This is a genomic window from Akkermansia sp. KLE1798 (assembly GCF_001580195.1).
Taxonomy (GTDB): Bacteria; Verrucomicrobiota; Verrucomicrobiia; order Verrucomicrobiales; family Akkermansiaceae; genus Akkermansia; species Akkermansia biwaensis.
This window is the reverse complement of sequence record NZ_KQ971082.1, coordinates 198806-211127: the sequence shown is the minus strand read 5'-3', so window position 1 is coordinate 211127 and position 12322 is coordinate 198806. Positions and strand designations below refer to the sequence as shown.

12 protein-coding genes are annotated in these 12322 nt (G+C 58.8%); 8 read left to right on the top strand and 4 right to left on the bottom strand.

Annotation, left to right across the window (positions count from 1 at the left end):
* Positions 1-152: 152 nt before the first annotated feature.
* Positions 153-3146: a glycoside hydrolase family 84 protein gene (locus HMPREF3039_RS07545; RefSeq protein ID WP_082770171.1), complete on the top strand. Its 2994-nt coding sequence runs from the start codon at positions 153-155 to the stop codon at positions 3144-3146.
* Positions 3147-3384: 238 nt separating this feature from the next.
* Here HMPREF3039_RS07545 and HMPREF3039_RS07540 read toward each other — a convergent pair whose 3' ends face one another.
* Positions 3385-4029 carry a hypothetical protein gene (locus HMPREF3039_RS07540; RefSeq protein ID WP_067573898.1) on the bottom strand — a complete coding sequence of 215 codons (645 nt, stop codon included), beginning with the start codon at positions 4027-4029 and terminating at the stop codon, positions 3385-3387.
* A 230-nt stretch (positions 4030-4259) separates the two neighbouring features.
* On the opposite strand from HMPREF3039_RS07540, the gene HMPREF3039_RS07535 reads away from it, so the two are divergent.
* Genes HMPREF3039_RS07535 through HMPREF3039_RS07525 form a run of 3 tightly spaced genes read left to right on the top strand, consistent with a single transcriptional unit; the run spans position 4260 to position 6879 of the window.
* Positions 4260-5306, top strand: a complete 1047-nt coding sequence (locus HMPREF3039_RS07535) for an ABC transporter substrate-binding protein (protein ID WP_067573896.1) — start codon at positions 4260-4262, stop codon at positions 5304-5306.
* A complete protein-coding gene (locus tag HMPREF3039_RS07530; protein WP_067573894.1) occupies positions 5303-6091 on the top strand; it encodes an ABC transporter ATP-binding protein in 789 nt (262 codons plus the stop codon). Before HMPREF3039_RS07535 ends, HMPREF3039_RS07530 begins: the two co-directional genes overlap by 4 nt.
* Positions 6088-6879 (top strand): ABC transporter permease, encoded by a 792-nt coding sequence (locus HMPREF3039_RS07525; RefSeq protein WP_067573892.1) that lies wholly within the window; start codon positions 6088-6090, stop codon positions 6877-6879. The genes HMPREF3039_RS07530 and HMPREF3039_RS07525 overlap by 4 nt, the downstream gene beginning before the upstream one ends.
* Positions 6880-6938: 59 nt before the next feature.
* Here HMPREF3039_RS07525 and lpxD read toward each other — a convergent pair whose 3' ends face one another.
* Together lpxD and HMPREF3039_RS07515 are read right to left on the bottom strand one after the other, a co-directional pair.
* Positions 6939-7976 carry a UDP-3-O-(3-hydroxymyristoyl)glucosamine N-acyltransferase gene (gene lpxD / locus HMPREF3039_RS07520; RefSeq protein ID WP_067573890.1) on the bottom strand — a complete coding sequence of 346 codons (1038 nt, stop codon included), beginning with the start codon at positions 7974-7976 and terminating at the stop codon, positions 6939-6941.
* Positions 7977-8015: 39 nt separating this feature from the next.
* On the bottom strand, positions 8016-8612 hold the full coding sequence (locus tag HMPREF3039_RS07515) for an OmpH/Skp family outer membrane protein (protein ID WP_067573889.1): 597 nt from the start codon (positions 8610-8612) through the stop codon (positions 8016-8018).
* Between the two features lie 149 nt (positions 8613-8761).
* Between HMPREF3039_RS07515 and panC the strand changes: the two genes are divergently transcribed.
* On the top strand, positions 8762-9607 hold the full coding sequence (gene panC, locus HMPREF3039_RS07510) for a pantoate--beta-alanine ligase (protein ID WP_067574099.1): 846 nt from the start codon (positions 8762-8764) through the stop codon (positions 9605-9607).
* Positions 9608-9636: 29 nt separating this feature from the next.
* Positions 9637-10290 (top strand): ABC transporter ATP-binding protein, encoded by a 654-nt coding sequence (locus tag HMPREF3039_RS07505; protein WP_067573887.1) that lies wholly within the window; start codon positions 9637-9639, stop codon positions 10288-10290.
* 23 nt (positions 10291-10313) lie between these two features.
* Here the strand turns inward: HMPREF3039_RS07505 and HMPREF3039_RS07500 are convergent, their stop codons facing one another.
* On the bottom strand, positions 10314-11300 hold the full coding sequence (locus HMPREF3039_RS07500; RefSeq protein ID WP_067952039.1) for a M28 family peptidase: 987 nt from the start codon (positions 11298-11300) through the stop codon (positions 10314-10316).
* A 91-nt stretch (positions 11301-11391) separates the two neighbouring features.
* Here HMPREF3039_RS07500 and cdaA point away from each other — a divergent pair, with 91 nt between their 5' ends.
* A complete protein-coding gene (gene cdaA / locus HMPREF3039_RS07495) occupies positions 11392-12183 on the top strand; it encodes a diadenylate cyclase CdaA (RefSeq protein WP_067573885.1) in 792 nt (263 codons plus the stop codon).
* Positions 12161-12313, top strand: coding sequence for a hypothetical protein (locus tag HMPREF3039_RS13780; protein WP_153812535.1), 153 nt, complete (start codon positions 12161-12163; stop codon positions 12311-12313). The genes cdaA and HMPREF3039_RS13780 overlap by 23 nt, the downstream gene beginning before the upstream one ends.
* The last annotated feature ends 9 nt before the right edge of the window (positions 12314-12322 follow it).

Genomic DNA, 12322 nt, shown 5'->3' with positions numbered 1-12322 from the left:
ATGGGTTCAGTCTTCATGGCACAGTCGTTACGATGGGCAGCTTTCCGTACCGGGGCGAAGTAATTTGACATGCAGGGGCCATCCTGCTAGAAGTGAGGCGATTGGTCCGTATTTACGTGGACTTGTCCCGTACAGGCTTTTATTTTACACTTATGAACTTGATTCCCTTCCGATCCATGATGGCGGTCACGGCGCTCGGAGCCGGGCTTGCCCTGCCTCTGTTTGCCCAGTCTTCCGCCCCCTCCACTTCATCCGCGGCCGCATCCGGTCACGCGAAAAAAGCGTCCAGGATGCCGGTGTACCCCATTCCCCAGAAGATGACCAGGAGCGGTGGTTCCGTAACGGTTCCCGCGCTGAAGCTGATCGGCGCCAAGGATGCCCCCACCATGAACGCGTTGAAGAGCATGTTCGCGCTGTCTCCGAACGGGCTGCCCGTTCAGATGTCCATCATCAAGGGGAGCAAGAAGCCTGCCGGGAATATTCCGCAGAAGGCGGGCGCCTATTCCCTGAGCGTGACACCGCAGGGAATCCGGATGACGGGGTATGACGACGAGGGTCTGTTTTACGCGGCCCAGACCCTGCTTCAACTGGCGGAGAAGACGCCCTCCGGCGTGACGATTCCGCAGGTGGAGGTTCTGGACTGGCCGGATGTTCCGTTCCGCGGCACTATTGAAGGTTTTTACGGGCTGCCGTGGGGGCAGGAAGGCCGCATCAGCCAGTTCAAGTTTTACGGGAAGTACAAGATGAATACCTACATCTACGGCCCGAAGGACGACGTGTTCCACGGTTTTTCCAAGAGGTGGCGGGAACCTTATCCGGCGGATATGGCCAAGGATTTGAAGGAGCTGGTGAAGATCGCGAAGGAAAACAAGGTGAATTTCGTCTGGGCCGTTCACCCCGGTGCGGATATTCACTGGGGAGAGGCGGACCGGAAGGCGGCCGTGAAGAAGTTTGAGATGATGTATGATCTGGGGTTCCGCTCCTTTGCCGTGTTTTTCGACGACATTGGCGGGGAGGGTGCCAAGCCGGAAGGCCAGGTGGAGTTCCTGAATTACCTGAACAAGGAGTTTATCCACAAGAAGCCGGACGTAACCCCGCTGATCGTGTGCCCCACGGCGTATTCCGGCGGCGGAGGCCGTTATCATGAGGTGATGGGGGAACATCTGGACAAGGACATCGGCATCATGTGGACGGGGTCTGGCATCGTGAGCGATATCCGTACCCCGGCCTTGAAGGGAATCAACAAGTTTTTGCAGAGACCCGCTTTCATCTGGTGGAATTTCCCGGTGACGGATTACGTCCGCCATGCCCTGTTCCTGGGACGCACTTACGGCGTGGATGCGGACGCCATGCCGTACATGCAGGGGTTCGCCTCCAATCCGATGGACAAGCCGGAGGCCTCCAAGATTTCCCTGTTCAGCGTGGCGAACATGACCTGGAACGCCAAGGCGTATGATTCCGACAAGACGTGGAAGGACAGCATCCGCATTTTGTTCCCCGGCTGCGCCTCCGCGATGCAGACGTTTGCCAACCACAATAGCGACGGCGGTCCGAGCGGGCACAATTACCGCAAGGAGGAGTCCGTGGAAATCGCCCCCGTGGTGGAACAGGTGCTGGACCAGTGCCGCCGCGGCGCTAAGGTGGCAGACAGCAAGGCGTTTGAACGCCTGAAGGCCGAGTTTGCCAAGATGGCCCAGGCTCCGGACGTAATCCGGGCCAAGTCGAACAATCCCGCCTTTGTCGCGGAAGTGGAGCCCTGGCTGATCCAGTTTGAATCCCTCGGCAAGGCGGGGCTGAACAGCATGCAGATGCTGGAGGCCACGGAGGCGGGGAATTCCTCCGCGGCATTGAATTACGCCATGGAGGCCGCCTGCCTGCTGGCGGAGATGCAGCGCTACAGCAAGGAGATCAGCAAGGCCATCAACAAGCACGTGACGGAGGTGACCAAGAAGAATTCCCCGTGGCAGACGGCCGTCAAGCCGTCCGAACTGGTGATGGCGCCCGCCGTGCGCGAGTTGCTGGACCTGGGGTCCACTCCCGTGCTTTCCCGCGTGAGCGGTCAGGCCGTGGGGCGGGTGAAGCCCTACGTTTCCACCAAGCTGAAGAACGGCATTGAAAAGATGCTGGATGACGATCCCGAATCCTATTTTTACTGCAAGGAAGTGCAGAAGAAGGGCGACTTTTTCGGCGTGGACCTGGGCGTTCCCCGCGAGATACGCACCGTTTCCATCGTGATGGGCCGGAATGATTCCGATAAGGATGCCGTGAACAAGGGACAGCTGGAAGTGTCCATGGACGGACAGTCATGGTCGCCCCTGATGCCGGAAACGAGCGGCGTGCGCGTGGAATACCAGGGCAGCGGGAAAAAAGGCCGCTTTGTGCGCTACCGCGCCACGGTGCAGGGTGTTCCCGGCGGCAAGTCTGACGTGTGGACGGCCATCCGCGATTTCAAGGTGAACGCCCCCGCCGCTCCTTCCGTGCTGACGGACGCTCCCGCTTTCAAGAGCGCCGTGGCCGAGACCGGGGACAGGGATATTTCCCTGAAGCGCATCATGGAGGTGCACCCTCTGCCCCCCAGGAAGTCTCTGGGGCTTCAAATTCCCGCCGGAGCGGCCGTGGAGTCCGCGTCCATCAATCTGAAGACGCCGGACATGAAGTGGGCCAAACTGTTTATTTCCATGGACGGGAAGGGTTGGACGGAAGTGCCGCTGAAAGCGGACGGCTCCGCAGAGATCGGCGGAGTGGTGAAAGGAGTCAAGCTGGTGAATGCCGGTTCATCCCCGCAGGAGGTGACCCTGGAAGAGTTCAAGCTCCATCTTGCCAACAAGGGCAAGAAGGACGGCAACAGCGGCGCGGCCGGCGATTTCAACCTGGCTACGTTCCTGCCCGTGGAGTTGTCCCCGGAGCGGGTGGAGATTCCCTGCACTTCTCCGCGGGCGAATTCGGCCATCGTCCTGTCGGACGGCAGGGAAGCCACCGTTCAGGCCTGCGGCGCGGATGGCCGCTGGGTTCCCGTGGGCAGTCTGGGCAAGGGGAAAAAAGTGACCACCTTGAATTTGAAGTCCGTCAAGAAGCCGGTCAAGGCTATCGGCCTTACGGGCAAGAAGGATACTTCCGTGAATATTTTTGAGGTGATCTGGAAGTAGAGGAGGCTTGGAATGAACTTGGAAAAGGGCTGTTTCACCGGGTGTGGAACAGCCCTTTGACATTGAGCCGTCCGCACCATGTCCGTTTTCGGTTCCACGGCAGGGGAATGGCGATGGAAACAGTATTCTCCTTTGCCGGACTGCGGGAGAGTTTTTCAACCGGGAAGGCCAGATTTTTCCCCATTGCGCAGGAACGGGAAGATGGTCTTTGCCTTTCCGGCAGGAACGGCATGCCGTGTCAGGCGTTGCGTTTGTCCGCCAGGTGCATGCAGGCCAGAATGGCGGCGATGATGACCAGGGGGCCCAGCAGGTCCGCGTATCCTATTATTCCGGTATTGATGGGGGCCAGGCATAGCAGGAACCACCAGACGAGCGCCAGCAGGCGCAGGATGGGAGAGGTTCCGGCGCTGGAAAGGGATACATAGATGAGCAGGCTCCAGAAGGAGGAGAAGCGGGGGAGCGTAATGAGCCATTCGCAGTGGCCGTCTGCGGGCCAGGCAAGCGTGCCGTAGGGACCCGCCAGGGGAAGGTCTCCCCACGAGCCGTCCGAAGGAAGCGACAGATTCAGCAACAGGCACAGCGCCAGTCCCGCATACGCGGCAATCATCAGGGCCCTCCATTGGGACCCCGTACGGGGGACGAGGCACAGGAATGCCGGAACAAGGATGAGGGGGGTAAGCTCCAGAGCCGCTATCCAGGGAGAGAAGGAGGGGCCAACTTCCATCACATTGTTTCCTGCCTGCGGCACAGCGGACAGAATACCCCAGTAAAGGAGCAGCAGAAGGGTGCATCTGTATTTGACGGCAGGGCGCACCCGTTCGTCCCCGGGCGGAGGCAGGTTGAGCCATGCTCCGAAATGCGGCTGGTGCGTTTTGTTCGGCATAGAGGGGCAAATAGCGCTTTTTTGTAGCGGGAACGCACGTCCTTGTCAATAGACCGGATTTTGCGGGTTGCAGAATGGGGGAGTTTTTCAACAGAATCGGCAATCCGGCTGTCCATTGTGAAAAAGTCGTCACATGCGGAAACTTGCCGCAGATGTCTTTTTCTGCTAGTCGGAGCCTGAAAGGGTGCGGCCAAGATGCCGTGAGCCTGCAACCATTTTTCTGATACCTCATGCTTTTTTCAAGATTCCCCCTGTTGTTCCTGGCCGCCTCCCTCTGCCTGTCTCTCGTTTCCTGCCGGGACGGGAAGAAAGAGGATACGAATGTGATTGAATTGAATTTCGGCCATTTTCCGAATGTGACCCATGTGCAGGGCCTGGTGGCCCACCATTTTTCCCGACAGGGGAACGGGTGGTTTGAAGAGCGCGTGAAGAAGGCCACCGGGAAGGATGTCAAGATCAACTGGTATGTGTACAACGCCGGGCCCAGCGCGATGGAGGCGATATTTGCCCGGTCCATTGAATTGACGTATGTGGGCCCCAGTCCCGCCATCAATGCGTTTGTCCGTTCCCGCGGCCATGATATCAGGATGATCGCCGGAGCCGTGGAAGGGGGCGCTTCCCTGGTGGTGCCGCAGGATTCCGACCTGAGGGAACCGCAGGATTTCCGGGGCAAGGTGATAGCCACGCCCCAGCTTGGCAATACGCAGGATGTTTCCGCCCGTGCCTGGTTTTCCCGCGGCGGCCTGCATGTGACGCAGCGCGGCGGGGACGTGAAGATTCTTCCTACGCCCAATCCGGAGCAGTTGAGCCTGTTCCGCCAGGGGAAACTGGACGGTGTCTGGACGGTGGAGCCCTGGGTGAGCCGCCTGGTGATGATGGCCAAAGGGAAGGTGCTGGTGGACGAGAAGGAGTCCATAGCCACGGTACTGGTGTGCGGGTCTGAATTTTTAAAGGAGAAGCCCGACGTGGCGCAGGCCGTCGTGAAGGCGCATGAAGAGCTGAACCAGTGGATACGGGAGAATCCGGAGGAGGCCCAGGCCATCGTGGTGAAGGAGCTGGAGGAGCTTACCCATTCCAGGATTGAACCGGAATTGATTGCCCGGGCATGGAAGAGCATTCACATGAAGGACAAGATTTCCATCCCCAAGCTGCAGCAGTTTGTGCAAGACGCCTATCATGCCGGATTCATGAAGGAGGTTCCCGACGTTTCCGGCCTGGTGACACCGGAGGCGGTAGAGGAGAAACAGTTGGCCATGAAGGAGGAAACGCAGGGATGATTATGGGAGAAGAGCATTGCGGGCCGGGCGGATGCAAGCTGCGCATCGCCGGAGTGTCCAAGGTGTTTGAAGGACGGCGGGGAAAGGTGGAGGCGCTGGAGGGCATCAACCTGAATATCAAGGCCGGGGAGTTTGTCTGCCTGGTAGGCCCCAGCGGCTGCGGAAAGACTACTTTGCTGAATATTATCGCCGGGCTTGAGTTCCCCTCTTCCGGCACGGTGGAATTGGATGGCATTCCCGTGAGCGGGCCGGGCCGGGACCGTACCGTGATGTTCCAGGAGTCCGCCCTGTTTCCGTGGCTGGACGTGCTGGGGAATGTGATGTTCGGCCTGAAGCTGGTGCCCGGTCTGACGCGCGGCGCGCGCATGGCCATTGCAGAGAAGAATCTGGAGCTGGTGGGGCTTCAGGATTGCATGCACGCCCACATTCACGAGCTTTCCGGGGGAATGAAGCAGCGCGTGGCCCTGGCCCGCGCACTGGCGACGAATCCCCGCATTTTGTTGATGGATGAACCGTTCGGCGCGTTGGACGCCATGACCCGGGAGCAGCTTTACCAGGATATCCAGGATATCCACCTCAGGTGGGGCATGACGATTATTTTTGTTACCCACAATATGCGGGAAGCCGTGTGCCTGGGGGACCGCGTGATTTTGTTCACTCCGCATCCGGGACGAATTTGCGAGGAGTATTCCGTGGATCTGCCCCATCCCAGGGATATCAACAGCCAGGAGCTGGCCCTGCTGTCGTCCCGCATCACCCGTGATTTGAAAGGAGCTGCGAAATGAACAGGAACAGATGGTCCAAATGGGGAGCCCACGCGTGTTCGCTCGTGTTTTTCATTGTTGTCATCTGGGTATGGCAGTATTTGAGCGATGAGAAGGTCTGGAAGCCTTATTTGTTCCCCTCTCCGCTGGAGGTTTGGGAATACCTGCGCTCGTCCTTTGCGGACGGCGCTTTGGAGGAAGCTTCCTGGATTACGGTGAAGAGGCTGGGGCTGGGTTACGGCATCGGCCTGGTGATGGGGATTCCCCTCGGCATGCTGTGTTCCCGGTTCCAGTTGATGCAGAATACGCTGGGGTTGGTTTCCCTGGGGTTCCAGGCTCTTCCCAGCGTGTGCTGGGTTCCCCTGGCCACTCTGTGGTTCGGGCAGACAGAGTCCGCCATGCTGTTTGTGGTGATCATGGGTACCCTGTGGTCCGTCATCCTGGCTACGGCCAACGGCATGCGGAATGTGCCGCCCATTTATGCCAGGGCCGCCCGCACGATGGGCGCCGGGCCCATTTACTGCCTGATCCACGTTACCTTGCCCGCTTCCGCCCCGTTTGTGGTGAGCGGCATGAAACAGGGCTGGGCTTTCGCATGGCGCTCCCTGATGGCGGCGGAGATTTTCGTGCCCATTCTGACCGGGTTCGGCCTGGGGCAGCTTCTGCACTATGGGCGTGAGCTGAACGCGATGGAGCAGGTGGTGGGCATCATGTTCGTGATCGTGGTGATCGGGCTCCTGTCGGACAAGATTCTGTTTTCACCTTTGGAACGGTTCCTTCACCGCCGCTGGGGAACGGGGCAGGCCTGAACAGTGTTTACAGGGGGATGGAGCTTGTGCGGCTCCGTCCCCGGCTGCTTTGTTCCTGCCTAGTTTCCGGGTGAATCCAGCTTCCTCTTGAGGGAATGGACTTCCTTGATGAGGGCCGGCAGTTTTTTGATGGCCGCGTACTGGCGGCAGGCATCCTTGAAGGGTGAGGCGGGAGTGCCCCAGCAGGCAGCGTTTTCCGGAATGTCCGCGGTAACGCCCGTTTGTGCCGCCAGCGTGGATTTTGAACCAATTTTGAGATGGCCGGCAATACCTACTTGGGCCGCGATGGTGACGTAGTCCCCCACATGGGTGCTGCCGGCAATTCCGGATAGTGCGACAATGATGCAGTGCTTGCCCACCACAACGTTGTGCCCGATTTGGACGAGGTTGTCTATCTTGGTTCCTTCCCCGATGACGGTGCGGCCGAACCGGGCGCGGTCAATCGTCGTGTTGGCGCCTACGTCCACATCATCTCCCAGTTCCACGATGCCTACCTGGTCGATGCCTACATAGCGTCCATTGTCCCCCATCAGGAAGCCGAAGCCGTCGGAGCCGATGACGGCGCCGGGCTGGATGGTGACGCGGCTGCCGAGCTTGCAGCGCTCGCGGATGGTGACGTTGGCGTGCAGGCGGCAGTTTTCCCCCATTGTGACGCCGTCGCCGATCTGGCAGGCGTTGCCTATGTCCGTGCCGTCGCCTATTTCGCAGTGCGCGCCAATGCAGGTATAGGCTCCCACCCGGACCCTGTCCGGATTGATTTTCGCCGAAGGGTCGATGATGGCCGTGGGATGAATACCGGGCACGAACTTATAGGAGGAAGCCTTGAAGTATTTGACCAGGGCATTGAAGGCCATGGACGGGTTGGCTACTTCAACGAAGGCGACGTTTTCCGGATATTTGGGCAGTCCCGGAGGCACCAGGACAATTCCCGCGGAAGTGTTCAGGAAGTCTTCAAAGTATTTCTCGTTGCCCAGGAAGGAGGCTTCCTCCGGGGTGGCATCAAGAAGAGAAGCGACCCCGAACACATTCAGTTCGGGATCGCCGGAGAGGATTGTTCCCCCGGTGAGGGCGGCCACGGCTTCAAGTGAAAGCTTCATGCGGATATGATTCCGCCTTCCCGGGGGCAATGTCAAGGGTTACTTGGCCGGGGCCGCAGGCGCGGCGGGAACGGCCGGGGTCTTTTTCTTGGTGGGATCAAAGCCCGCGGGCGCGTCCTTGTTGAGTTCTTTCATCACGGTGGGGGTGATGTCCATGCTGGGCTTGGTGTAAACGAAGACGTTGTTGGAACGGAGGGCCTGGGCGCTCTTATCCAGAACAAGGTCGTAGTTGCTCTTGGTGGCGATGCCTTCCGCAACCTTGGTGATTTCACCCATGATGTTGGTGGAACGCAGTTTCATTTGTTCCTGAAGGGATTTGAGCTGGCGCTCCACATAAGTGCGGCGTTCCTGTTCCAGGGCAATCGCCTGCTGGCGCGTGATCTGGGCTTTCTGTTCCAGGTCTTTTTTGTCCTTTTCATTCAGTGAAGGGTCCTGGAGCTTTTTGACCATTTCGGTGAAATCGGCTTCCATCTTCTTGATGCTTTCCGCACGGGTGTTGTTATCCTGCTGGACCGCCTGCGCCGCCTTGTCCACTTCCGCCTGGGCTTCATGCGTTTTGTAGTAGTCGGCAAAGAGTTTCTGCACGTCCACTGTAGCTACTTTCAGTTCGGCGTTGGCAGTGGCGCTGAATGCCATTGCAGCGGATACACATAATGCTGTTTTGAAGAATCTCATAATTTTTAGCGTCTTCTGACTTTGCCAGTTTACATGTGGAATGGCATGCGTCAATCTTCTAGCCATATTTCAGGATTGAACTTTTGTCATCATGAGGCCACTTTATGCGCATGCAAACTTTTTCGACCAAGGCTCAGTTGAAGGGAGCCCTGTCCAAACACCACCGGCAGAATGATCCCGTTGTTCTCGTTCCCACGATGGGGGCTCTCCACAGCGGCCATCGTTCTCTGCTGGAGCAGGCCAGAAAGCTGGCCGGGGAGGACGGCGTGGTGGTTGCCAGCATTTTCGTCAACCCCATCCAGTTCAACAATACTTCCGACTTGCAGACCTATCCCCGCACTCCGGAGAAGGACTTGGAGTTGTGCGAAGCCGCCGGAGTGGATTACGTGTTTTCCCCGGCTCCGGAAGAGATGTATGCCGGAGAGCGCAGCATCAGCGTGGAGGAAGGTTTTTTGTCCACTACGCTGTGCGGTGCGTCACGGCCGGGACATTTTTCCGGGGTTTGCACGGTTTTGGCCAAACTTTTCAATCTGGTGCAGCCTACGGACGCCATCTTCGGGAAGAAGGATTACCAGCAACTGGCGATTATCCGCCGCATGGTGCGCGACCTGGATATTCCGGTGCGCATCCACGGTGCGGAGATCGTGCGGCATGAGAACGGCCTTGCCTATTCTTCCCGGAACGCCCGGCTGTCTCCGGAGCAGAAGGAACAGGCTGTCGTGATACGGAAGGCCATGCTCCAGGCCAGGGACGAGTTCAGGTCCGGGACGGGAGTCCGGGAAGTGAAGGATCATGCCGCCGCGATGATTGAAGCCGTTCCCGGCACGCGGATCGACTACCTGGAGATTGTGGACGCGGAGACCATGCAGCCCCTGGAGGAGAACCGGGAGCCGGCCCTGATGGCCGCCGCCGTGTATTTCGGCGACGTGCGTCTTATCGACAATATAGAACTTTAATCCGGCGGCCATTCCGCTATATTGATTCCGTGATTACCGCCGCCAACCTCCACCGCAGCTATTCCATCGGCAAGAAGTCCATTGAGATTCTGCACGGGGTGAACCTGCATATTGCCGCCGGGGAGAAGGTGTTCCTGTGCGGCCCCAGCGGCGCCGGAAAGACGACTCTGATGTACACGCTCGCCGGACTGGAAACGCCCCAGGAGGGGAAAGTGACGATCAACGGCACGGATATTTATTCCCTGTCCGCCACGGGGCGCTCCATTTTCCGCAACAGGAACATGGGGTTCATTTTCCAGAATTATCTGCTGATGCCGGAATTGACGGCCCTGGAGAATGCCTGCCTGGCTTCGTCCATCGGCAAAAGACCGCGCGTGGAGTACGTTACGGAATTGCTGGACCGCGTGGGCCTGTCCCACCGCTTGAACCATCTGCCGGGCGAATTGAGCGGCGGGGAACAGCAGCGCGTGGCCATTGCACGTGCGCTGGCGAACGACGCCCCCATTATTTTTGCGGATGAGCCTACGGGGAATCTGGACAGGAAGAATGGTGCGGAAGTGCTGGACCTGCTGTTCGGCCTGGCGGACGAGTCCCGCAAGACGCTGGTGATCGTGACTCATGACGAACACCTGGCCCGGCGGGGCGACCGCATCATCACGATTATGGACGGCCAGGCCGTTTGACGCCGAGCACAGCGCGGGGGACTTTATTTTTCTTCCGCCGCCAGATGCAGAACGGCCTGGTGGACGCCGCGGACCACCTGGGCCATGCGGCGGTAGTCCAGCGTTTCCGGAAGGTCTCCGGGCTGGTGGTAGTTCGGATTGCGGAAGAAGGACGTGTCCGTGATCATCACGGCAGGCATGTCTTTAGCCCAGAAGTTGCGGTGGTCGGAGAAGTCCATGCACATGCCCTTGATCTGCGGCAGGTTGAGGCGGACGGTGGGAAGGAAGGGACGCATGCTTTTCTGGATGTCGCGGCCCAGCCTGACGCTGTCCCAGTTGCCTACGATGGCGATGAAGTTTCCCTTGTCCGGATACAGCGTCCCCATGCCGGGCCCCGGATAGGTCTGGCTGTTTTCCTTGTCGGAGAAGTAGCCGATCATTTCCAGGCAGATCATGGCCTTGATGCCTATTTGTTCCGTGTAAAGTTTCTGGGCGTGCTGTGCGCTTCCCATGTGTTCCGTGGCAAAGTACGGTGGTTCCTCGTTGGCGTAGGCGATGAGTTCAATGGTGTATTGCGGCGAGATGCCTTTGAGCATGCGCCCCAGTGCCAGCAGGCCGGCGACTCCGCTGGCGTTGTCGTCTGCTCCGGGCGTGTCTCCGCAGGTATCGTAGTGCGCTCCTACGATAACTCTTTTGGCTGATTTTCCGGGGAAGACGGCGCTGACGTTGACGAAGGTGCGCTTGTCTGCAGTGAAGGGCTGACAGGTGACTTTGGCTCCGGTGTCCGCCAGGGAGCGGGCAACGTATTCCACGGCTTTGGCCTGGTTCTTTTCATAGCCTGCCGGACGGGGGTGGCAGGTTTTTGCCAGATAGCGGACGTCTTTTTTCAATTCGCCTTCCAGCCCTGGCCGCACGGCGGAGGCGGACGCTGTTCCGTCTCCGGGCGTGGTGCAGTGGGAGATGATGCAGCCCGTGGAAATGGAGAGGATGAGCGCGGCGGATAGCAGAGAGAGAAATACCCGGCATTTCATGGTGTGCTTATAGCAGTTCCCATCCCGCGTGGCAACAGGGAAGGAAAGGATCGGTGTTGCAATCGTCGGTGTTGTTGTGTAGCTTGTGCCCATGTGGGACTGGATTGTGATCAAGGATGCGCTCAGGGCGATCGTTGAAATTTTCATCCTGTGGGTGTTCCTGTACCAGATTTACCGCGCTTTCCATGCGACGCGCGGCGCCCGCATCATGGTGGGGCTGTTCGCCTGTTTCCTGGCCCTGGTGGTACTGGCCTTTTTCTTCCAGTTGAACGTAATTTCCTGGATACTGACGCGCATCTTCGCCCCCGGCCTGGCGCTGGCGCTGGTGGTGATTTTCCAGCCGGAGCTGCGCGTGGGGCTGGCTAAGCTGGGCAGCCATCCGTTTTTTTCCTCCTTCGCCAAGCTTCAGCGGGTGGATTTCCTGGATAATTTCTGCAAGGCGGTGAGCAAGCTTTCCAACCAGCGGTTCGGAGCCCTGTTCGCTTTTGAACGGAGCATCAGCATGAAACCGATCGAGGATTCCGGCGTGAAGCTGGACGCCATTTTTTCCCCGGAACTGGCCCTGACCATTTTTCATACGAAGACCGCTCTTCACGACGGGGGAGTGGTCATTTCCGGCGACCGGATTTCCGCGGCCGCCTGCGTGTTCCCTGTTTCCCAGAAGGAAATGAGCGACCGTACCCTGGGACTGCGGCACCGGGCCGGCGTGGGCATGTCCGAGGAGAGCGATTGTGTGGTGGTGGTGGTGTCCGAAGAAACGGGGGCCATTGCCCTGGCCGTGGGCGGCAAGCTGGAGCGCAACCTGACTCCGGAACAGTTGAAGGCCCGTCTTGAAGAGCTGCTGAATATTTCTCCTTCCAATGAAAAAACTGCTATTGCTTAACTGGCCTGCCAAGTTGTTCTGCCTGGTGCTGGCCGTCATCATCTGGTCTTTCATCAACCACTGGGTGACTACGAATGATGCCGCGCCGTCCCGCGCGCAACTGGAGGAGATCAGAAGGTCCCATCCCTGAAGTTTACTG